The organism is Shewanella sp. SW24 (genome assembly GCF_025653395.1).
Taxonomy (GTDB): domain Bacteria; phylum Pseudomonadota; class Gammaproteobacteria; order Enterobacterales; family Shewanellaceae; genus Shewanella; species Shewanella oncorhynchi.
On sequence record NZ_JAKKSH010000010.1, the window covers coordinates 20874 to 43940 of the forward strand.

At 47.0% G+C, this 23067-nt stretch carries 22 protein-coding genes; 5 read left to right on the top strand and 17 right to left on the bottom strand.

Annotated elements, in window-relative coordinates:
- Nucleotides 1-113: 113 nt before the first annotated feature.
- The 5 genes from L5M17_RS10015 to L5M17_RS10035 all read right to left on the bottom strand — a co-directional run bounded on the left by L5M17_RS10015 (nt 114) and on the right by L5M17_RS10035 (nt 5264).
- Nucleotides 114-764, bottom strand: a complete 651-nt coding sequence (locus L5M17_RS10015) for a phage tail protein (RefSeq protein ID WP_263147043.1) — start codon at nt 762-764, stop codon at nt 114-116.
- 235 nt (nt 765-999) lie between these two features.
- Entirely contained in the window at nt 1000-1497 is a 498-nt protein-coding gene (locus L5M17_RS10020; RefSeq protein WP_263147045.1) for a GNAT family N-acetyltransferase, read from the bottom strand.
- Nucleotides 1494-2654: a hypothetical protein gene (locus L5M17_RS10025; RefSeq protein WP_263147047.1), complete on the bottom strand. Its 1161-nt coding sequence runs from the start codon at nt 2652-2654 to the stop codon at nt 1494-1496. Before L5M17_RS10025 ends, L5M17_RS10020 begins: the two co-directional genes overlap by 4 nt.
- Nucleotides 2654-4699 carry a phytanoyl-CoA dioxygenase family protein gene (locus L5M17_RS10030; protein ID WP_263147049.1) on the bottom strand — a complete coding sequence of 682 codons (2046 nt, stop codon included), beginning with the start codon at nt 4697-4699 and terminating at the stop codon, nt 2654-2656. Before L5M17_RS10030 ends, L5M17_RS10025 begins: the two co-directional genes overlap by 1 nt.
- Nucleotides 4677-5264, bottom strand: coding sequence for an aspartyl/asparaginyl beta-hydroxylase domain-containing protein (locus tag L5M17_RS10035; protein WP_173242591.1), 588 nt, complete (start codon nt 5262-5264; stop codon nt 4677-4679). The genes L5M17_RS10030 and L5M17_RS10035 overlap by 23 nt, the downstream gene beginning before the upstream one ends.
- Nucleotides 5265-5424: 160 nt before the next feature.
- Between L5M17_RS10035 and yrfG the strand changes: the two genes are divergently transcribed.
- A complete protein-coding gene (gene yrfG, locus L5M17_RS10040; RefSeq protein WP_263147052.1) occupies nt 5425-6087 on the top strand; it encodes a GMP/IMP nucleotidase in 663 nt (220 codons plus the stop codon).
- A gap of 143 nt (nt 6088-6230) precedes the next feature.
- On the opposite strand, the gene L5M17_RS10045 is transcribed toward yrfG, so the two are convergent.
- The 12 genes from L5M17_RS10045 to gspC form a co-directional block, all read right to left on the bottom strand.
- On the bottom strand, nt 6231-6992 hold the full coding sequence (locus L5M17_RS10045) for a type II secretion system protein N (protein ID WP_219251742.1): 762 nt from the start codon (nt 6990-6992) through the stop codon (nt 6231-6233).
- Nucleotides 6993-7006: 14 nt separating this feature from the next.
- A complete protein-coding gene (locus L5M17_RS10050; protein WP_131525232.1) occupies nt 7007-7483 on the bottom strand; it encodes a type II secretion system protein M in 477 nt (158 codons plus the stop codon).
- Between the two features lies 1 nt (nt 7484).
- Nucleotides 7485-8672, bottom strand: a complete 1188-nt coding sequence (gene gspL, locus L5M17_RS10055) for a type II secretion system protein GspL (RefSeq protein ID WP_263147056.1) — start codon at nt 8670-8672, stop codon at nt 7485-7487.
- A gap of 183 nt (nt 8673-8855) precedes the next feature.
- Entirely contained in the window at nt 8856-9854 is a 999-nt protein-coding gene (gene gspK / locus L5M17_RS10060) for a type II secretion system minor pseudopilin GspK (RefSeq protein ID WP_263147059.1), read from the bottom strand.
- Entirely contained in the window at nt 9851-10633 is a 783-nt protein-coding gene (gene gspJ / locus L5M17_RS10065) for a type II secretion system minor pseudopilin GspJ (RefSeq protein WP_105250999.1), read from the bottom strand. Before gspJ ends, gspK begins: the two co-directional genes overlap by 4 nt.
- Nucleotides 10614-10982 (bottom strand): type II secretion system minor pseudopilin GspI, encoded by a 369-nt coding sequence (gene gspI / locus L5M17_RS10070; protein ID WP_105250998.1) that lies wholly within the window; start codon nt 10980-10982, stop codon nt 10614-10616. The genes gspJ and gspI overlap by 20 nt, the downstream gene beginning before the upstream one ends.
- The gene (gspH, locus tag L5M17_RS10075; RefSeq protein ID WP_113941577.1) at nt 10969-11544 is read right to left on the bottom strand and encodes a type II secretion system minor pseudopilin GspH; all 576 of its coding nucleotides are present in this window, start codon (nt 11542-11544) and stop codon (nt 10969-10971) included. Before gspH ends, gspI begins: the two co-directional genes overlap by 14 nt.
- 1 nt (nt 11545) lies before the next feature.
- On the bottom strand, nt 11546-11980 hold the full coding sequence (gene gspG / locus L5M17_RS10080) for a type II secretion system major pseudopilin GspG (protein ID WP_105250996.1): 435 nt from the start codon (nt 11978-11980) through the stop codon (nt 11546-11548).
- A gap of 63 nt (nt 11981-12043) precedes the next feature.
- Nucleotides 12044-13267: a type II secretion system inner membrane protein GspF gene (gene gspF, locus L5M17_RS10085; RefSeq protein ID WP_263147061.1), complete on the bottom strand. Its 1224-nt coding sequence runs from the start codon at nt 13265-13267 to the stop codon at nt 12044-12046.
- Between the two features lie 3 nt (nt 13268-13270).
- Complete coding sequence (gene gspE, locus L5M17_RS10090) at nt 13271-14836, bottom strand: type II secretion system ATPase GspE (RefSeq protein ID WP_105250994.1); 1566 nt, start codon at nt 14834-14836, stop codon at nt 13271-13273.
- The gene (gene gspD / locus L5M17_RS10095; protein WP_263147063.1) at nt 14829-16949 is read right to left on the bottom strand and encodes a type II secretion system secretin GspD; all 2121 of its coding nucleotides are present in this window, start codon (nt 16947-16949) and stop codon (nt 14829-14831) included. Before gspD ends, gspE begins: the two co-directional genes overlap by 8 nt.
- Nucleotides 16950-16973: 24 nt before the next feature.
- Complete coding sequence (gene gspC / locus L5M17_RS10100) at nt 16974-17903, bottom strand: type II secretion system protein GspC (protein WP_263147065.1); 930 nt, start codon at nt 17901-17903, stop codon at nt 16974-16976.
- Between the two features lie 253 nt (nt 17904-18156).
- On the opposite strand from gspC, the gene hslR reads away from it, so the two are divergent.
- From hslR to L5M17_RS10120, 4 genes are all read left to right on the top strand, one after another.
- A complete protein-coding gene (hslR, locus tag L5M17_RS10105; protein ID WP_006083650.1) occupies nt 18157-18555 on the top strand; it encodes a ribosome-associated heat shock protein Hsp15 in 399 nt (132 codons plus the stop codon).
- Nucleotides 18556-18569: 14 nt separating this feature from the next.
- Entirely contained in the window at nt 18570-19430 is an 861-nt protein-coding gene (hslO, locus tag L5M17_RS10110; RefSeq protein WP_105250990.1) for an Hsp33 family molecular chaperone HslO, read from the top strand.
- Between the two features lie 198 nt (nt 19431-19628).
- Nucleotides 19629-21170: a phosphoenolpyruvate carboxykinase gene (locus tag L5M17_RS10115; protein ID WP_263147068.1), complete on the top strand. Its 1542-nt coding sequence runs from the start codon at nt 19629-19631 to the stop codon at nt 21168-21170.
- A 258-nt stretch (nt 21171-21428) separates the two neighbouring features.
- Nucleotides 21429-22988: an AbgT family transporter gene (locus L5M17_RS10120; RefSeq protein WP_263147072.1), complete on the top strand. Its 1560-nt coding sequence runs from the start codon at nt 21429-21431 to the stop codon at nt 22986-22988.
- Nucleotides 22989-23067 lie beyond the last annotated feature (79 nt).

Genomic DNA, 23067 nt, shown 5'->3' on the forward strand with positions numbered 1-23067 from the left:
TCCAGGAACTTACCTTCCGCACTCTTTAACCGTTTGCTTTAACAAATTGCACAAGCGCCTGTGCAAACACTCTAAAGAACATTTACACAGATGCTTTTAACTCATACTTTTACTTAATTACGCGATGGGAATATCCCCTCAACCGCAATAATGAAGCTAACACCCAAATAAGGCTGAGCGATTGAAAAGGGAAGACCGTTACCTGTTGCGCCCACAGTAACCGTACCTGCTGGCGTTACAGTACCACCGCCATGAACTCCACCCAAGCTACCTGTAGCACCACTTGCCGGCGCAGTGCTGGTAAATAGCCCATGGAAATCAACAGTATCACCAAGGTTGGTGGCGGCGGTTACGGCAGTTAGATAAGTGGTTGAACCATTGGTGGGATTAGCTAATGCGTTTGCGGATGATGTGCCCACATCAATCGTCGGGGCACCAACCTGGCTGGCACTTCCCTGGAAAACTGCCGAGTGGTTGTGAGTCGGCAACTGGTTGATGGTGAGCGTAGTAGAGGGAGTACCTGCAACTTCTCCCAGAACAACCGCAGGAAGACCAGGCCCTTGCCCTTGCCCTGTCGGCACACGGCCACGTAGATCCGGTAACCCAAAAGTCGCTTGACCATCACCACCATAGGTAGTGCCCAGAATTGCAAAAAGCGCAGAATTTTGCGAAATGGACAGTAATTGCCCATTGCAAAAGGCCCAACCACGGGGAGCGAAATTACCAGCGAACATAGAAATTTGACCGATAAATGGATCTGACATTGTTTTTCTCCTTAAAATCACGATTTTGTCTATGTAACGTTTTTCAACGAAATGATTACTCACGACATTTAATCGACAGCGAGTTCCTTTTGCTGATTGCAACATCATCCATATCACAAGATGAAAGGACTATCTAGATAACATAAACCAAAAATAAAACAAGTTAATTACAATTAAACATACATTAAAAATTGATAAACACAATCTGGCCCCAAAAAAATCAAGGTAAATGCTTTCACGTCAGTCCATCCCATCGCATCAACTCGTGGGTCTCAGAACAACTTTCAAACTTGAATCCATGCTGTAGGTAAAGCTTCTTCGCTCGCGTATTTTCCGCCTCCACTGATAAACCGACAGGTAAATGGCGTTTCAGCGCTTCTTGCTTAATGGCCTCTAAAATGACCGAGCCAAAACCTTGTCCTCTCATGCCAGGTATAATAATTAAATCAACAATATGGATTTTATACTCACTGATATCGAGCATCACTTTCCCTACGGCTTGCTGGTGATAAAACAAGATATAAGTGTTGGCATTTGGATATTGTTCCCGATAAGAGGCCTCCTGCAGTCGATATTGTTGCTCCAGCATGGTTTCAACGACTTCACAGGACAAACCAAGTTCATAAAAGAACGTTTTTGTGGAATAAAAAAGCTGCGCCATAAATAAGCTATCGTTTGTATTAGCGGCTTTAACACTCAAGCCTATTGGTAGATTTAACTCACCTAGCATCATGCCTTTTTATCCCAATATAAACGCTGTAAAAGTTGGTTATAGATCATTAATAATTGCTGCCACGATGGGCTTTGAAATTCACGGAGTGGGACGAGCTCATTTGACACAACAGGTGTAAATAGTTGCCCCTGCTGTTTCGCATCAAAACACCAATGGTTTTGCCAGCGCTCAATCTCACCTTCAGATAATGGCCATCCTAAGATGGTAGAGAATGTTGTGGGTTTAAAATCTTTTAATTGATGATAATCAAGTAGAATAGCTCGAGATGATTGGTATAAAGCGGCAGATAATTGCGCAAAATGCTGTAAGACGGTGGTACGAAATTCATCTAAGCTAGGCTCAGTATCCGTATTTTTCATCTGTTGAGTATGCAGTTCAGTTGGAAGTAAACTTTTCCCTCCAGCCATATGTCTCCCAGCAACTCGTTGATGAGAAAACATAATATGCTTAGGATTGCGTATCAAGCATAACACTCGGCTCTTAGGGTAAAGTTCGAGTAACATGGGCCAGCAGGCCAGATCCCATGCATTCCACTTGATCACTAACTCACGCTCTCCCAGCCTCAATCGCCCCTGTAGTCTTAAGCATAAATCGACGAGCTGAGGTTTTAGTTCCAAAGGCCAATGGTCATCATGCATAACATCGCTGCATAGCATAGGTTCAGAGAGCACTCGGCAAGTTTCTAGCAGAGCAAAGCTGCTCGACACTAGTGTCGAACCACAACGGGACCAATGAAAAATCATCAAACTTGGATTTACGATAGGCAAACTTTCGCGTTGGGATAATAGGGGTTCGAGCAAAGTTTTAGGTTGGATAAAACTGGCGAGCAAACAACGACGAGCATCACTGATATCATCCTCTAAGAAGGGTTTAGATAACCTATGAAATGCCGGAACCCAACTCACCGTTTTATGTTGTGAGTGATAACGACAAGGGAACCAGGCTTGACTGAAGCGATCTAAATCTGGAATAAAGCTATCTTGCTGCAAAGCAATAAATGCGAGCATGTGTTCCAAATTAAGCTCTGGCCAAGCAAGAAAATCCATCATCAGCGCAATAAAATGCTCAACATCATTCGCTTGATGCAGTAAAAACAATGACTCTGGTTGATGTAACAATTGCCAATAGCGTTGCTGTTGTTCTTTAAAATCAACCATTAGGAAGCCATAGGGTAAAAGTTAATGTATTGCACCATACGCGGTAACGTCCCACGATTAGGACTGGCGCCGTGGGGCAAGGCATGGTGCCAAATGATTAAATCGCCTGCTTTAGCCGCTATAGGTTTTACTTGCCAGCGATGCCAATCCTGTTGCTGAAGCTCAATATCAGACTTGTTCTGTTCGAGAAGCCACTCCTCTATCTTGAGATGAAATCCGGGGACACAACAGAATGCGCCTTGTTCGGCACTGGTATCGGTTAAATAAATTAACCCTTGAGTCGCAAACTTAACGGGTAGCTGTAGCGGCATATCCCAGTGCATATCCGGACCGGGGAAATGCCAAGTTGGCGTTTCAGGTGGATTAAAGCTGACTCTATCGGTTGTCATGACTAAATCAGTTCGCTGCCACAACTGTTCAAACACTTGACGGATTTTGGGGACTTGTCGATTCGCATCCAGTTGCGGATGGCGAAACAGTTGCAGCATGATTTTCTGCATAAACTCATGAGGTTGATACCAAGTGGTGGGATCTTGTTCATTGGCTCCTAACTGCTGCCAAATAAAATCTCGTGTTGCGGCGCATTGCTCTGCCGTGAGTACTTGCGGGATCATTAAGTAGCCTTCACTTTGCCAAAAATTGAGTTGTGACTCACTGAGTACTGCCACCGGATTTGAGTCTTCAACCTCTGCTGAATTGAAGTCTTCGACTTCTGGTACTGTGACCGATGGCGTTAATCCATGGGAAATAGCGCCTAATTGCTGATTAATCCCAGCAATATCCGCGGCTGTCAGCTTGGCGATTTGCTGAATGTAAGCAACAAAAGCTGACTGATGATCGTTTTGATATAAAGCTCTTAGACCCGGCTCTAGCCCTATTCCACAAAGATCCAGCAAGGTTTTATCTAAGTGCCATTCATTAGCCAGTTCAGTGAATGGCACTCCCCGTTTGCGTAGTTGTATCTTTTGCCAAAGCCGCTGCAAATGATAAATGCCTAAGCAGCTCAGATCGTCACTCGACACCAGCACTGGTTTTTGCTCTATAACATCAAACACAAAATCGGGATGAGTACCCTGCTCATATCGAAAAGCAAGGCATGAGAGCGGCTTAAGCCAATGTTCACGTCGATATCGAGGCAGAGTGAGTTGAGATTGGTATTCGCTCAGCATGGAATTACCATAGACTTGAATGGAAGTCGTGAACTTAAGCGTTACCACACTCGGGCTGAAATCGGGCAATAGTAATGTACCAGCCAAGAAACTGCGGTCTCCACTGGCAAGCAAGCGTGCTGTTTGTAGGTTGAGCGCGAATAACGGTCCTAAATAATGCGTCTCCACAAAATCCTGCACAGTACGACACTCAAGCCAAGCGTCTAACTCAATATTTTGCGGGATGAGCACACCATCATCGGCAAGATACGCCTGTAAATGGGTAAAAATTTGCACTTGCGGCTCCTGTTGCAACAAGTGCTTCATGGTTTCGGAAAGAATCACATCAAACTTAACGACTGTATTTGGCTGCCAAAGCGTGGCATCCGCACAGACACGCTCCACCACACGATCAGCCAAATCAAAGCGTTCAATAAGCTTAGTGACTTTATCTAACGAGGCTTGATGAATGTCGAGCAAGGTCACTTGAATTTGACTCGCAGAAAATAACGGCAGCAGAGGTAATAATAACCAAGCAAAAGGTCCAGTCCCCGCATATAGGATGTTCACAATCTGCCCGGGATGAGCCTTTAGACGATCTTGTATTGCTTGATAAATCCCTTGTATAAAGACTCGGCCCCGCTCGGGATCTTCGGCACACTGCGCCGCGGTAGTGAGTGACACCGCCTTACCAAAAGGCGTATGGCTCGCCTCAGTATCCAAAAAAGACTCGGGGTGTAACTCCACTGCCGCTATTTGGCATAACTGCTTCAACATGGGATCGATGAGCCGTTTAGACTCCCCTGCTGAGGTTGACAGTAGTAGCGCATTAGCAAAATGCGTTAATACAGCTACATCCAAACTATGCCCTAATTCAAGCTCTGATTTTTGCAGCATCGATTAACTCCCTTAACCAAGTATTGACCTCGCAATCAATCACTAAATTGATCCGCGCATCCTGCCCTTTATTTTCAACCCAATGGACTTGGTCGGCATTGATATACCAAAGCTCTCCGGCCTGCATGGGTACACGTTTATCGTCCACGTAAAAGTTGAGTTGCTCATTCGTTTGCAGTGGCAAATGCAGTCTTGCTTCGCCTTGTTCTAGGCAGAGTCCTTGATCTCTATGGGGTTTGATTTCTGCCCCCGCATGTAAGCGCATCAAACGCACGGATTTCACTGGGCAGGCTAAAGATTGCAGAAAATGGCATAACGCAGGGCTCGATTCGAGTTGAGGCAAATCTTGCCAGTGCTGACCGGTAGAAATTGAGAAGGCTTGCAAGATAGGATGAGCACCGCGATACTCTGCTGCACAGCGTAAGACGAGAACATCCCAACCACCCATATAATCACGCTGATTTACATGGGGTAACCAGTCTTGTTGCAGCAAAGCATTCAACTCTTGCTGTAAACTAAGGGGGTTTGAAACTTGAGCTAATAGGGCAAAAGAACAGATATCCATATCCAACCGCTTAATTTTCAGACTAAAAATAATTAATCATCCAAGACTAGCACAAAGATTTGAGCATACAAGTGACTCGAATCATCGTCATCACTGAGTATTACGCAGTGCAACAATCAATGCTAAGCGTGATTCAGTTTTGCAAAAATAGGAAATACCCATGTTTAACTGGAAGACTATCGATACGGTTCTGCTCGATATGGATGGCACCCTATTGGATTTGCACTTCGACAATCATTTTTGGCTGAATTTAGTACCGCAGGAATTGAGTCGACAACAAGGTGTGAGCCACAACGAAGCGCAGCAATTAGTTGTGAATGCCTATGAGAAAGTCGTAGGCACACTCGATTGGTACTGTCTCGATTATTGGCAGGAGCAACTGCAGCTCGACATTATGGGCTTGCACCGCACTTTAGTGGATCGTATTCAACTGCGCCAAGACAGCATGCCATTTTTAACGGCCTTGGCCTCTGCGGGTAAACGGCGCATCTTAGTGACCAATGCGCATCCCAAGAGTCTTGCCTTAAAGCTTGAACATACCGAGCTGGCCGCAGGGCTCGATGCCATGATCTCCAGCCACGAGACAGGTTACCCTAAGGAACACCCACAATTCTGGCTCACCTTGTTTGAAAAGTTTCAACTTGAGCCAAGTCGCTGTCTCTTTATCGACGACAGCGAAGCCATACTCAAGGCCGCTAAACTTGCTGGCGTGGGCCATCAATTGGGGATTGCTAACCCAGACAGTAAAAAACCAATCAAAGTCTTTCACGATTTCCCCGCGATTACCGACTATCACTCACTACTGACTGATCTAACGCGATAAAAAAGACTATAAAAAAGGCACCTAAGGTGCCTTCGTTTCTATTCATCGCATTGTTTTATGATCGGACATTTAATGCAACTCTCGCATTACGGCCTTCACATCTGAGCACTCACATTAAGTTTAAGTGCTCATCTAAAACAGCGCTATAACCCAGGGATCCGCCCCTGATATACCACAGGGAAATAGCCATCCGCACCACGCTTACCTAAAATATTCAGCGACTCACGCATATCTTCTGGTTGCTCTGCCGTTTCTTTAATCTTAGCCTCAACCTTCACCATATTACCTTCATCTAACTGTAAGGTACCAACAATACCAAGCTGGTTCTTGGCTTCATCTGTGGCTAATTGCGCTTTGCCATCAACGCAACTAAGGCCGAGTTCGATATTGCCTAGTGGATAGTTGCCAAACTGGTTTTTAACATTGGTTTGATTCAAAAACAGCTTACCAGACAGCTGCTCGCACCAAGGCTTACCTTGCTCTAACGTCTCGACTAATAGGCTAACTTCACCGGATATTTCGGTTTTAAAAGGCAGTTTTGCATTGCCGAGTAAAAAGCTATCTGGCGCTTCGAAACGTAAACCCTGCGCACTTAAGCCTCCCATAGACCAAGAAATTAATCCCTTAGCACTGACAGGTGTTGCGCGGCTGCCCACTTGAAAATCCACTTTCACTTTACCTAAAAATAGCGCCCAAGGACTCAGATCCCAACGCACTTGCTCTACCTGACGCTGCGGCATACTTAAGGTTTCTATGCTGCCAGACCAAATACTGCCACTTACACCCGAAACACTGATATTCGCGGGCAATGGGGCTAATGCTATCGCAATCTTAGCGGGGAATAGAACGACTAAAAATATTAAATAAATCAGTACGCCTATGATGACTTTTTTTATCAAACTCACAGCTACACCTTAATTTATTGCGCTAATTGGATACGTCTCACTTTGACATAGCCAGGTACATCGGCCTCAGCCAAATCAACACTTTCGAGTGAAAGTCCTTTCTTCTGCACTAACTCACTCAAATAACCTAACAAGGCATCAAAAGGAACATCGTCCATCCACACTTGGATCTTATCGCCTTGGGGTTGCATGCGAGTAATCACTAACCCATAATTGCCCGCAGTTTGGTTAACCACTGAGCTTAAACTGCCCGACGTAGTTGGCTTAGCACCGTTCTGCTTAAGACTCGCTATTTTATTCGCCGTTTGTTTTACATAGTTCAACGTCTGTTGCTGTGCATTGAGGTTACGTAATGCATCGGCTTCAGCATTGGCAATCGGCGTCCAAACACCCCAATAAAAAATACCTATAACTAAGAATACCGTGCAAAAGCCCACTAATTGCTGCTCGCGCGATGCGAGCCCTTGCCACCAAGTCCGCAAATTATCCATCTTATTTGCTCCTCAAGGTTAAGGTACTGGTGACTTGCTCTTCACCGCTATTCATAGTGCCGCCGTCGAGTTGAAAACGACGACCGACAATCTCTTTAAACTTCTCGATCTGCGCGTAATTTTTCGCACTCACTTGCATGCGGATCTCGTTACGAGCGCTTTCGAATCTTAAGCTATTAGGTTTAAGTTCAGGCACTTGCTTAAAGGCATCCTGTAAACCATCGAGCATGGCAAAAAACTCCGCACCACTACCCTGTCCCTGCAATGCACGTAACTGACTTTCCATCTGCGAACGTAGGTTAACAATGCGCGAATTTCCCGGGATCACTTGCTGATAAATGGATTCACTCTGGGCTTTAAGATCGGCAACCTGACCATTGACTTGATGTATAGTCAGCCCTTTATTCACTAAGGCCAGCACACAAGCGATGGCAATAACGATGGCTGCACTCTTCCACATCATCAACTGTTTGCTGTATTCACGCTTCGGCGTGTAAACGCCGCTCAGTAAATTCACTGGCGCATGCAAAATACCGCGGGCTAACACTAACATAGGTAGCTCAAGTGACTGCAGCTTAAGCTCGACACCCTCGAGTTGCATCTCGGTATAACTGGCAACTGAGACCTCACCTTGCACTGGCTTAAGTTGTTCTAACGCAATTGGCAACCAAGGCAGAGGTAAGCTCTGGCCCGAAGCTAATCCGGTACGCAGCAATAGCTCATTGCCAAAATTCATTGCCGCCCATTGACACTCTTGCAATGGCAAGGCTAAACAGTCAGGCACAATGCGCTTCACTTTTAAACCCGCTTCAGTCAAACAACTCAACCAAGTCTGCATTTGCTCATGGGCCACTGCGACCACACTTAAGGCGTCACCGTCACGTGGACCAACAGTAAAATGCATGGCATCGACATCATCGGCTAAGGCTTCTTCGAGCATAAAAGGCAAGGCTTTCAAGGCTTGGCGTTGGCCTTTTTCGGGCAAATGCACACTAGTGAGTGTCATTGCCGCGGCGGGCACTAACACATCGACGGGACGATTGCCCGCACGCTCGGTTAAGGTCGACAAACCTTGGGCATTGGCGAGCTCACCAGAAGCGATAATTTCCTGTTCTTGCTCCGACCAAACGAGCCAAGAGCACGCTTGCTCTGCTGTTCTGCCTAAGCGAATAAATAGCCGTTCACTCACAGTTTTTCTCCACCAGTCCCAGTCAAGAAAGCGTGACTGAGCTCGTTGCTATTATTTTTGTCCACCAGATTCTGCCGGGTGAGCACTTCCATTATTTTTGGCCACCAACATCAAACCCTGCCGGGTGAGCACTGCCATTATTTTTGTCCACCAACATCAAACACTGACGGGTGAGCACTGCCATTATTTTTGGCCACCAAACTGACGGGTGAGCACTTCCATTTTATTGCCGCCGCTCTTTTTGAGCACACTTTCCATTCTAAATACGGCGTTATCAACCTTCGCCCCCGAGGCCAATAAAAAATATTGGCTATCGATGACAAAGCTCGACTTCATGGCACCTTCCCACTTGATCGATCCCATGGATGAGCTTTCATAAAAATCATCTATCTTGGCAAAGCCATCACCGGGGCGTTGGTTGATGATACTTTCTGCTTCGCCTACCGAAATCTGATTTTCGAGCATGCCAGCTAACAGTGCCGCTTGCTCGACTTCCAAGGTATTCACATTCAGTAATTGCCTGTCATTGCCTGGGATAACGCATACATAGGGCAAGAGTTTCAAATAGATATCTTGGGTGTATCCCATCACTGCCCGTAATTCACTGCGATGATTCATCAGCGTATTGGCCGCACGGTAAGGCACATTTCGCGCTTCGTATTCCGCATCTTCGGCACCATAAGGGCTAGCAGTGGTGTCTTCGTCGATATAATCTTTTAAGGTCTGGGTCAGACGGTCCGCACTAAAGTCGTCCATCCCTAAACTCACCAACAAGGCCTTATATTGCTTCGCCGCCAGCGGCAGCTTAGGTTGACTGTTTTCCACCTCTTTCGTGGTCACAGACAAGGCATTTAAGTTAAAACAGGCGCGCATATCAGTGATCTTGCCAGCAATTTCACCGTATTCCGCCGGAAACACAACATCGGCCATGGCCCAATATTGTTGCCTGTGGACCCGACCTTCCGAGTCGTCTAAATCTTGTTTTAAAATCTTCTTCGCCAGTTCTTCGGCAGAAATAGCATACCAATAGGCTTGATCGTACTGGGCCAAGTTCAACGTTCGACGCATGGATAACTGATTACGGCCAGTGATATTTGTCGCGATGATCACCACCATGGCAACTATCAAGAGCACAACTATCAGTGCGACACCGCGCTGTTTAGACCGATATTGGGTTCTCATTCGCGACCCTCGTCTTCAGGGTCACCATCACCTGGATCACCAGAACCGTCACCAGGATCGTTCCCCGAGCCATCATCGACTCCATCTCCATCTTTGTCTTTATCTTTGTTCGTATCGTCAGGATTTTCGTCTTTATTATCGTCATCCTTAGACTTTTCTGGTGCAACAGCACCCAGCGGCAACAAGAACTTACGTTGGATCTTGCCTAAACCTTCAATCTCAATCTCCATGGCGATCGCTTTAGGCAACTTAGTCGCCTCGACTTTACGCTCCCACTTGTCTTCCATAAAGAAGGAATATTCCACCGACAGCACTTTGTCGATAATCACTGTCTTAATCGGCTCGGCGCCAAATTCAGGCTCAGGATAAGGAAAATACCAACGTTCCAGCCGCCCTTCATGCACCACATACGCCACCGACTGTAAGCTGCCTCGCGGTAATAAACCGTCGGGATTTAACCAGCCTAAACGGTAAAACACTAAGGCTTCTGATTCCGAATCTAAGATATCATTGCCCGTTTGGAAGACGGTCGAACCTCGACCACCTTCGAGTAATCTTGGCGTGCGCGCCACCATTTGCGCGAGATCACGCTCAATCGCACCAAAACCTTGTTGTAGAGCTTTAAGCCGAGTTGAAAACGCGCGCGTCACTTCATCGTTAGTCAGCACTGTGCTGAGTACCGCATTAGAAGCCAAACCTATCATGGCGAAGATCGCGATGGCGATCAGCATTTCCAGCAGGGTGAATCCCCGCTGCGCACTAGTTAGTTTTAAGGACATAACTGCTCACTTGTGCGGCAATACGCTGATAGCGTTCGTCTTCACTCACACTTATGCGGATCATACGAAAATTATCGTCCGTCGTTTTCACCACTTCTTTACGCCAATACCAATCCTTTCCTGCGAGCTCAACTTGACCTTCTTTTTTACCGATTTCAGGAAACTGTGGATCAAGTCTGGCATCGACCATCTGATTATCAGCCACCCACTGTGCCAAAGTGCGCGATTCCAGAATCGGCATGTTTGCCATCTGCTCGCCCAAACTTTTAGTGATAGACACGGCCGCAATCGAAAATACGGCAAGGGCCACAATCACTTCGAGTAGGGTCATGCCCTTAACGCGTTTCATCGGGGCGCCCTATGGTTAATCTGCCCAGTGCATCACCGACCACTAACGTTTCGGCCTGCTGGCCTTTGTTAGTTTTAGCGATAAACGTCAGCTCAAAAGCGCTCATTTCACCGCTCGGGAATAGCATGACCTGTGGCTCAGGGTGTTTCTTCTTATCATCGGCAGAGGGTTCAATCAGCGGTTCTTCAAACCAAGAATCGTCTTTCTCATCCTCTTGTACCAAAGGTAAACCATCGAGCACTAAGTTCAGTACAACCCCTGGCTCCATTTGCTTTTCAGATAAGAGTCTGTCTTTATCCAAAGGCTCCCACTTACCTTCTTTATAAAAAACAAACTGATAACTAGTTTTCTCAATCACAATACCAATAAACTGGCCACTTAAAACAGTTTCATCAAGCACCATTTCAGTGGCCGCAATAAACTGCCGCGCCGTTCTATCTAAGGCCTGTTGCGGCCCAGAATTGCCAATAGACATAGTCACAGCCGCAGCCGTGAGCCCCATCAACAAAATCACTAGCATCACCTCCATTAAGGTGAAACCAGCGTGACGCAGCTTTAGCATCTTATTGGAAATTCTGTAAATTCCAGTTACCGATGTCATCTTCGGTACCTGGTTGACCATCGGGGCCTGCACTGAAAATATCTAACTTGCCGTTTTCGCCAGGGCTTAACAACAGGTAGTTATTGCGCCATGGATCTTCTGGCAAACGTTTTACATAACCATCTTCACGGTAGTTACGTGGCTCAGGCGAAATCGTAGGCTTTTGCACTAATGCTTCTAAGCCTTGTTCGGTCGATGGATAAACACCGTTATCTAACTTATACATATCTAAGGCATTTTCGAGTGCAACTATGTCAGACACGGCTTTTTGTTGGTCAGCCTTGTCTTTGTTACCCATCAAGTTAGGCACAACCATAGAGGCTAAAATCCCTAAAATCACGATAACAACCATCACTTCGAGTAAGGTAAAACCTTGATGTTTCTTGTTCATTTGCATCGACTACTTCTCCTAAAAAAATCCTATGCCAATCGACTTGGTCATAATCCATAAATTCAAAAATTAACCGCTAATCAAGTTATTCAAGGCTAAAATTGGCTGCAAAATTGCCATCACGATAAAGAGCACAACACACGCCATACTGACCACCAGCATAGGCTCGAATACACCCAATGCTATGTTGACGTTACCTTCGAATTCCCTGTCTTGGTTATCGGCGGCCCGCTCTAACATCTGCTCAAGTTGACCACTCTTCTCGCCCGACGCAATCATGTATAACATCATAGCCGGAAACAACTTAGTATTAGTCAACGCTGCACCTAAGCTAGTTCCTTCCCGCACGCGTGCGGTCGCATCGTCAACTGCGGCCCGCACTCGCATATTCTGCAACACTTCACTGGCGATACGCATACCATCGAGCAAAGGCACTGAACTGGCGGATAAGATACTTAACGTCCGCGCAAAACGCGCCGTATTTAATCCCTTACTCACGCGGCCAACAACCGGCATGCTCAATAAAAAATTATCGTACTTCATCCGAAACGCAGGTGACTTTAACATGCGCCGAAAGAGTGCGAACAGCAGCACGAGGGCGATAACCACAAACACACCATAGTTTTGAACAAAGTCAGAGGCCGAGATCAAAAATCGGGTCGAGGCGGGAAGCTCAGCGCCCATGTGCTCAAACTGTCCGACCACTTTAGGCACAACCGCTGCTAGCAGGATTGAAATCACCCCTATCGCCACTGTGGTCAAAACCGAGGGATAAATCATGGCTTGGGTCAGCTTAGATTTAAGCTGTTGGCGTCGCTCGGTATAATCCGCCAGACGATTAAGCACCACTTCTAAGTGACCGGACTTTTCACCCGAGGCCACCATGGCACGGTATAAATCATCGAAAATATGCGGAAATTCAGCCAAGGAATCGGCCAGACTATAACCTTCCACCACCCGAGAACGTACCGCCATGATCATGCTCGCGAGACGATCTTTCTCGCACTGCTGACCAACGGCTTTAAGGGATTCTTCAATCGGTAAACCCGCGGCCACTAAGGTCGCAATTTGGCGGGTGATCAAAGCTAATTCAGCAACTGAAATGCCACGTTTGAAAAACGAAAAACTGCTGCTCTTAGCTTTGGCTTCTTTTTCAGTAACAGGCAGTATTTCCAAGGGCATCATGCGCTGATCGCGCAGTTGGCTGCGGGCGTGTCTGGCGGTATCCGCCTCAATCACACCCTTAAGCTGCTTCCCCTTGGCATCCAGTGCCTTATATTCAAATGCTGGCATAAATTACTCCTCGCGAGTCACACGTAGCACTTCTTCGAGAGTGGTGATGCCCGCGAGCACTTTGCTCATGCCATCGTGACGAATGCTCGGTACAAACTGACGAATATACTTTTCGATGGCTAACTCTCCGCGGCCGCCATGGATCAATTCACGCACATTATCGTCAACCAGTAACAGCTCATGAATACCGGTTCGACCACGGTAGCCATTGTTACCACAGGATTTACAACCATTGGCACGGAAAATACGCCTGTCATCATCAGCGGCTATGCCCAGCAACTCACGCTCACGCGCATCGGGCACATGCTCGATTTTACATTTAGGACAAAGGGTTCGGATCAAACGTTGAGCCAACACGCCGAGTAAACTTGAAGACACGAGGAAAGGCTCTACGCCCATGTCTTGCAAACGTGTAATCGCGCCAGACGCTGTGTTGGTATGCAGGGTTGAAATCACCATGTGGCCAGTGAGTGACGCTTGTACCGCAATTTGCGCAGTTTCGAGGTCACGGATCTCACCTATCATCACGACATCGGGATCTTGACGCAAAATTGCGCGCAGACCACGGGCGAAGGTCATGTCGGCCTTAGTGTTTACTTGGGTCTGACCGATGCCGTCTAACTCGTATTCGATAGGGTCTTCTACTGTGAGTATGTTGGTGTCTTTGGAGTTGATCTCCGTCAAACCCGCATACAAAGTGGTACTTTTACCCGAGCCCGTTGGGCCAGTCACCAAAATGATCCCGTGAGGACGACGAATAAGATCTTCAAACTTAACCCGAATACTGTCTGTCATCCCCAATTGTTCTAAATCGAGGTTGCCAGTATTTTTATCCAGCAGACGCAGTACAACACGTTCACCGTGGCTCGATGGCATGGTCGATACCCGCACATCTACCGCACGACCTGCGATTCGCAGGGAAATACGGCCATCCTGTGGCACACGTTTTTCGGCGATATCGAGGCGAGCCATAACCTTAATCCGCGACACTAACAGCGACGACAGTTTACGGTTTGGCTTGAGGACTTCCTTGAGCACACCATCGATACGGAACCGCACTACAAGCTGTTTCTCGTAGGTTTCGATATGGATATCCGACGCTTCTTCTTTAATCGCTTCAGATAACAAGGCATTAATCAGTTTGATGATAGGCGCATCATCATCACCTTCAAGCAAGTCTTCGGTCTGCGGCAGCTCTTCGGCAAGGGTGAATAAATCCATCTCGTTGCCTATGTCTTCCATCAACTGCTGCGCTTCAGACGAGTTCGCCTGATATGCTTGAGTGAGTTTGGCCTCAAACTTCGCCACTTCGAGCTTAACCAAAGGCAAATCGACACCCGAATAACGCCGCGCTTCGAGCATAGCCGTTAACGGTGTTTTACTCGTATAGAACAAGCTTAACTCGCCCGTTTCGCCCAGCGCGAGCACCACATCGTGGCGGTGTGCAAAGGCAAAAGGTAAACGCTCTTTACTGCTCGAACGAAATACCTCATCACCTTCAGCTTCAAGGCCTAGCTCATTAGAGACTTGGCTGAGGTCATCGACTTGGGATAGTTGAATTTCACTCATTGGTTTTATCTTTGTTTTTGTTTTCATCGAGCGTTTTGAGCGTTGGATCCGTTTTACGCATCTGAGTATCTAAGCCTTTACCTTCTTTATAACGCTCTAAAATCTCGTTAACTTCAGGAGGTAAATACTCAGACTGATTCCATTCTTCCAACACTGGCACTTGAGTATTTGGCATTAAGTTCACGCCACGCTCTTGCTGCTCAAGCTGTAATGCTCTGAAATAATTATATTTACGCCCAGCAATCCCTTCCATCGTGATGCCATCACGTATGATCGTTGGCTTGATGAAGATCATGAGGTTTTTCTTCGTTTTTTTGCTCGAAGAAGATTTAAACAAATGTCCTAGAATAGGGATATCACCCAAGAACGGTACTTTTTGTATACTTTCTTGTACTTCTTCGTTGATCAAACCACCGAGTACCACAATTTGACCAGAATCCGCCATAACGGTAGTGGTTAAGCGACGAGTCGCGAAGGAAATATCCACGCCTGTATTACCGTTAACCCCAGAAACTTCCTGTTCAATCGTCAGCTTAACAGAGCTGCCTTCGTTGATCTGCGGCACCACTTTCAGTTTAACCCCAACCTCTTTACGCTCAACGGTTTGGAATGGGTTGCTGTTGCTCGAGCTGGCGGTAGAACCTGTCAGAATAGGCACTTCGTCACCCACAATAAACGAGGCTTCTTGGTTATCTAAGGTGGTAATAGAAGGCGTTGCCAGTACGTTTGAGTTAGTGTCACTCGACACTGCTTGAATTAAGGCACCAAAGTCGCCCATGGCCACGCCCCAAGCCATACCGTTCACTTTGCCTAAGGCTTGGGCGAGTAAAGTAACATCGCCTTTAGTGTCAGGGTTATCTGTACAGGTCTGATTATCACCCGAACCTGTACAAGTTTGGGAAGCTTTCACATCCTGCGCCTGCCATACACCAGCGCCAATCTCACCTATGGTTGGGCCTAAGTTATTAAACTGAGTGCCGCCGCCCGCTTTAGCCGCCCATTGCACCCCGAAGCCAACGTTATCGCCCTCAGCCACTTCCACGATAATCGCTTCAACTAACACTTGAGCACGGCGGATGTCGAGTTGATTAATCACGCTCTCGATAGTGCGCATCTGATCGGGTTCAGCACTGATCACTAAGGCGTTGGTTTCAGTATGCGCCATGATATTGATTTCATTGCGGCGTTTACCACCACCCGCAGCCTGAGCGCTCGGATCTTTCTCGCCTTCCAACTTTTGGGCAAAACCAGTCAGCACTTCAACTAAATCTTCAGCTTTGGCATAACGTAGATAACGAACTTTTGTGTTACCTGTACTGGCTTGTTCGGCATCGAGACGATGGATAAGCTCAACCACACGTTGGCGGCTCTTCTCATCACCGCTCACGACCACGGCATTGATACGTTCGTCAGCAACCACTTTTGGCGCTTGTCCTGGCAATTGGGATTGGTTAGCGGTAGCACGATAAAGGGTATCGATAATTCGTACCATTTCACCCGCAGAAGCAAATTCTAACGGCACGACTTGCACCGAGGTATCGCCTTGCTTATCCACTCGACGGATAATTTCGACTAACTTGTTCACTACAGCAGCACGGCCAGACAACATCAAGACATTGGAAGGGTCGTAGTTCACTACGTTGCCGCCACCCGCATTATCATTAAGTTGACGCAATAACGGCGCTAATTGCTTAGCCTCAGTGTTATACAAGGCCACGATACGCGTCACCATTTCATCACCAAGACCAGGGTCGTTATCGTTAGCGACTCGAATTGCAGCGGTTTTGGCATCTTTGTCTTTAATGACTTTAATAACGTTATTTTCCATCTCGACGATGGCATAACCGTAAACTTGTAAGACGTTGAGGAAAAACTGGTAATACTGTTCATCGTTCAACAGATCATAACTGCGAACGTTGATTTTGCCGCGAATTGTCGGGTCAACTATGATGGTCTTATTCAGGTTTTTACCAACTATATTGATAAACTCTTGAATATCCGTGCCTTTAAAGTTGGCCGCATACTGTTCAGACCAAGCGAATTGGGAGGAGAACATGGCTGCACCCGCAACAACCCCAGCAATCAGCTTGCGTCGAATCCTTTTGTTATTCATTCTTTTTCTTTCCTCTAACGCGTGTTATTGCGGCAAACTAAACATGATTTCAACCAATTGTCCTTCCCGCTCAACCATAATAGAAACTTCGGTTAACTCGGGTAATTGGCTCATCATTTCTAACGCTTGACTCATTACGGTCAAGTCGTATCCATTAATCGATTTGGCTAAATCGTTAGCTTTAAAACCCGCCTGCTTAAACAAATTGGCGTCTTTCCCTGGATTCAAGCGATATCCCGCCACAGCGTCACCCTGTCTGACAGGTGAAATGGCAATATAATCGGTGATCTTACTGGGGTCGGCTAACAATTCGGTGCGGGATTCGGCGAGTTCTTGGGAGATTTCGGCATTTTTACGTTGATCGACACGGCTCACTGCCGAGCCAGTCTTATTAGTCTTAGCTTGTTGTAACTGCTGATTAGCTGGGCTTTGGCTAGTATAAACTAAGCCATCGAGCATTAATGTCTCGTAACGGCCAGCGTTAGTGATGATAATACGGTCGGCATAGACTTCTTTCAGTGATGCCGAAGTGCCCTTAATTTTATCGCCTAAGCTGTAGGTCTCTTGGCTGCCGTTTGACTCAATGATCGCTAAGCCTTTCTGATCCGCTGTCGATGCAACAACGCCAGTGAGCTGAATAGAGAGTGTGGTCTTAGGCGCGTCGGTCACAGTCTCAACAACCTCAGTTTTTGGCTTTTCAGATTTAGCATCTGCCTTACCAAAGAGACCAAGCTGCTGTAAACCCGCAAGATCAACCTGCCCAGCACCTTTACCCGTCAGGTTAACGGGCGTTGGCGACCAAGCACTGGGTGATGAGCTAGTAGGCACTAATTTCCATGTAATTTGCGCAGCTAACAACATGATCACAATAAAGCCCAACCAGAAGACGATCCGGCTTAGGGATTTATGGGGCATGCCAATGGCTTTTGCGATAACTTTATCTAATAAATCCATATTTTATGTGGACCCTCGATACAGGTCTCTGTTCTGATTATAATAATTAGGCAATAACCGCCTCATGCTAACCTAGGCTGCATTTGGCAACAAGCCCTTAACAGCATTCAAATTGGCGAAAATAGGCCAATTATGCTAACTTTGCCCGCCACAAAAGGGTGTGAAGCACGCCACCCTTTAACATAATAAAAATGCACTTCACGCATTTTCTTGCTCGGCATGTGAACTCATCGATCTTTTAGCTGGAGACACTATGACTCAAGGTCAAAGCGACAAAACAGACATTCGACTCGATAAGTGGCTTTGGGCTGCACGTTTCTATAAAACCCGTGCCATCGCCAAAGAAATGATTAACGGCGGCAAAGTACATTACAACGGCCAGCGCGCCAAATCTAGTAGGAATGCCGAGATAGGCGCCGTCCTTAAGATACGCCAAGGATATGACGATAAAGAGATCGTCATAAAAAAATTATCGCAATTACGCCAAAGTGGTGCGATTGCACAAGAATTGTACGAAGAAACCGCGACAAGTCTGGCTAAACGGGCCATAAATGCTGAGCAACGACGTCTCAACATGCTCAATAACCCGATACCCGATCAGAAACCAGATAAAAAGCAACGACGCCAGCTCATGCGCTTTAAAGACCTTTAACAGTGAGATACACGATGAACCAAGATACTTTACACCGCTACTTGTTCGACAATGCCGATGTGCGTGGTGAACTGGTGCAGTTACAAGACAGCTATCAACAAGTGATCAGCGCCCAAGAATACCCAGCCGTACTGCAAGTGCTACTGGGTGAATTAATGGCAGCCACCTCACTATTAACCGCTACATTGAAATTTAGCGGTGATATCAGCGTACAGTTACAAGGCAACGGCCCTGTTTCTTTAGCAGTGATCAACGGTAACAATTTACAAGAGTTACGCGGTGTGGCTCGCTGGAATGCTGAACTCGCCGATGATGCTAGCCTCACAGAACTCTTCGGCCAAGGCTATATGGTCATCACCTTAACACCCGACGAAGGTGAACGCTACCAAGGTGTCGTTGCACTAGACAAGCCAACGCTTGCTGCCTGTGTTGAAGAATACTTCAATCAATCTGAGCAGTTACCTACGGGAATTTGGTTATTTGCCGACGGCAAACAAGCGGCGGGCATGTTCCTACAAATTCTGCCAAGCCAGCAAGATCACAACGCCGACTTCGAACACTTGAGCCAACTGACGTCGACCATCAAGGCCGAAGAGCTATTTACTCTTGATGCAGAAAGCGTGTTACATCGTCTCTATCATCAGGAAGAAGTACGCTTATTTGATCCTATCGATGTGAGCTTTAAATGCACTTGTTCCCATGAACGCAGTGCAGGTGCGATCAAGACCTTAGATCAAGCAGAAATCGAAGCCATACTCGCCGAAGATGGCAAGATAGAAATGGGTTGCGAATATTGCCACGCTAAATACACCTTTGATGCCATAGACGTAGCAACCTTATTTGCTAACGGTCAAACATCAACAACCCAGCAGTAAAACGACTCCCGCTAAAAAATGGGCGCCCTATTTGGCGCCCATTTTTTATTCATACCTATAATCCCCTCACACATTGCACTCGGCTTAGGCTACAATCGCCCTCACTTTGTCACCTAGCACGACTCAGGCGATAAATAAAATTAAATCGGCAGACGATCGATATTAAAATAACCTTACAAATCAAATGGAGACCTCACTATGGCGGATGGATTAAACCGCGTTCACTTTAACCCCTCAACAGCACAACTTGTCGAATTTGCCCTGCTACGCGGCGAAGGTGAATTGACAGCCAATGGCGCATTAGTTGCTAAAACAGGCGCTCGCAGCGGTCGCTCACCTGGCGATCGTTTCATTGTAAGAGAACCCAGTTCAGAAGCTGATATCGAATGGGGCCCAGTCAATCAGGCTTTCGATCCAGGTGCTTTTGAAGGTTTATGGGCACGGGTTGAAGCTTACCTAGCCGATAAAGAACTGTTTGTATCTGATCTCGAAGTCGGTGCCGACACTGAACATTACCAACCAGTACGTGTTACTACGCAATACGCTTGGCACCAACTGTTCGCCCGCAATCTATTTATCATTCCTGAAGAATTTAATCGTAAAGACAAACCAGTGTGGCAGATCATCAATGCCCCTGACTTTGTTTGCGTACCAGAACGTGATGGCACTAACTCAGATGCGACCGTGATTTTAAACTTCGCCGAACGTAAAGTGCTGCTCGCTGGCCTGAAATACGCTGGCGAAATGAAAAAGTCTATGTTCTCAGTACAAAACTTCCTACTGCCAGCCCAAGGCGTGCTCCCAATGCACTGTTCGGCTAACGTAGGTAAAAATGGCGACACTACGCTATTTTTCGGTTTATCTGGCACAGGTAAAACCACACTCTCTGCCGATCCAAAACGCTTCCTGATTGGTGACGATGAACACGGCTGGGCACCCGGCGGCGTATTCAACATCGAAGGCGGTTGCTACGCCAAATGTATCGATTTAAGCCAGAAGAATGAGCCCGTGATTTGGGATGCGATTCGTTTCGGCACTGTGCTTGAAAACGTCGTGATGGACGAACACCGCGTACCTAACTACAAAGACAGTAGCCTAACGGAAAATACCCGCGCAGCCTATCCGCTGGAGCACATCGCCCAACGTAAAGAAGACAACTGCGGCGCTGAGCCACATGCGGTTGTATTCTTAACCTGCGACGTATCTGGCGTATTACCACCGGTTTCTATCCTGACCAAAGAACAAGCGGCATACCACTTCTTATCTGGCTATACCGCCAAAGTGGGTTCGACTGAAATCGGCTCAACCTCAGCGATTCAATCCACCTTCTCAACGTGCTTCGGCGCACCTTTCTTCCCACGCCCTGCTGGCGTGTACGCAGAACTGTTGATGAAGCGCATTGAGTCCTTCGGCAGCCAAGTATACTTAGTCAACACTGGTTGGACTGGTGGCCCACACGGTGTAGGTAAACGTTTTGACATCCCAACCACCCGCGCCATCGTCGATGCGATTGTCAGCGGTGAGTTGAAAGATGTGGAAACCGTCCACTTAGACACCTTGAACCTCGCCGTTCCTGTGGCAGTAAGTGGTGTAGACAGCAATTTACTCAATCCAATCAACACTTGGGGCGATAAAGCGCTATATGCCGAATACGCCCAGAAACTAGCAGAAGCTTTCACTAAAAACTTCGCTAAGTATCAAGTGTCAGACGCTATCCGCAACGCAGGTCCAAAAGCATAAGCGCGTAGTGGATTTGTTCGGTACGGTTATTTAGTCAAAAATATCGTTTCATAAAAAAGCGCGGGTTCAGTCATGAACCCGCGCTTTTTATTTGCGGCTAAATTGATTTAGTGATGATTAAATCCACCCGCACTAAAGCCACTGCGATAGATTTTTATGTGTTTTATTTCTTATCGATTAGTTAAACCAAGCTTAAATTAATGCTGCGTTTTTATAATCACCGATAACAATCATCATTTTTTAGGAAGCGGCACCCAAATGGAAAATCATAAACCTGTCACTGGATTCCAGCGATTTCTCAATGGCGTCGAAGTCGTCGGCAATAAACTGCCCGACCCAGCAGTATTATTTGCGATGTTTCTGGGCTTAGTCTGGTTGATCTCTTGGGGATTATCGGGTGTCAGTTTTGATGAAATCGACCCTCGTACTGGTAACCCGATTCAAGTCGTCAATATGCTTGATGGTGGTGCGTTAACCGCTTTTACCTCGGCGATGGTCACGACCTTTGTGACTTTCCCGCCGCTAGGTGTGGTGCTTGTGGCCATGCTGGGCCTAGGCGTTGCTGAACATACTGGCTTTATTAATGCAGGGCTGCGCTCCATTTTATCTGTTACCCCCAAGATGTTACTCACCCCGGTATTGATAGCCGTGGGTATTCTGAGCCATGTCGCGGTTGATGCGGGTTATGTACTCGTTATCCCACTCGGCGCGGTGATCTTCTATGCCGCGGGTCGTCATCCCTTAGCCGGTATTGCCGCCGCTTTCGTTGGCGTATCCGGTGGTTTTTCTGCGACCGTTGGCGTGCCATCCAGCCTTGATCCTATGCTAGCGGGCTTAACTCAGGCAGCGGCAAGATTATCAGCCGACCCCGCGGCCGCGACATTAACGATTAACCCACTAAATAACATCTTTTTTACTTCGACTTCTGCCATTTTAATTATCTTAGTTGGCTGGTTCTTAACGGATAAAGTTATCGAGCCGCGCCTAAAAAACACTGCGGTGAATGGCGATCCCAGCACGCTCCCAACCCTAGATGAACTGCAACCCCATGAGCGCCGCGGACTCAAATTCGCCATGGCCGCCATGTTGTTGTGTGCATTAGGATTAGTATTAACCGCCTATGGTGAACATTCTGCTTGGCGTGCTACTGACGGCGCCCTAACCAGTGCTTCAGCGCCATTAATGCGCTCCATTGTGGCGATTATTTTTGTGTTTTTCCTCATTCCCGGCATCGTGTATGGCTATGCCGCTGGCACGGCAAACAACCACAGAGCCATTATTCAAGGCATGAGCAAATCCATGAGCGGCATGGGTTATTACATCGTCATGGCTTTTTTCTGCGCCCAGTTTATTTATGCTTTTGGTCAATCCAATTTAGGCGCATTAATGGCCATTAAAGGCGCGTTGGCGTTAAAGGAATTAGCCCTTCCTATGGGTGTGACTTTGGTGGGAATTGTGTTTCTCACGGCGTTCGTCAATCTATTAGTAGGTTCCGCCTCAGCCAAATGGGCATTGATTGGCGCCATTATGGTACCCATGTTAATGGAACTAGGTGTGTCACCGGATTTGACTCAAGCCGCTTACCGAGTGGGCGACTCATCCACTAATATCATCACCCCACTGATGCCTTACTTTCCGTTAATTGTGGTGTTTTGCCAAAAATACGTTAAGGAATCAGGCATCGGCACCTTAGTGGCGCTGATGTTGCCATTTTCAATCAGTTTTCTTTTACTTTGGAGCGGTTTCTTATTGGCTTACTGGGGCTTTGGCCTGCCTCTAGGGATTGGCAGCTCGCTCTCCTTCCCGGCACTATCTTAGTGTGAATATCGCTTGGCTGAGATTTTCGGCTGAGCGATCACAGATAAACAAAAATGGCGCCCACTTAGTTAACTGTGAG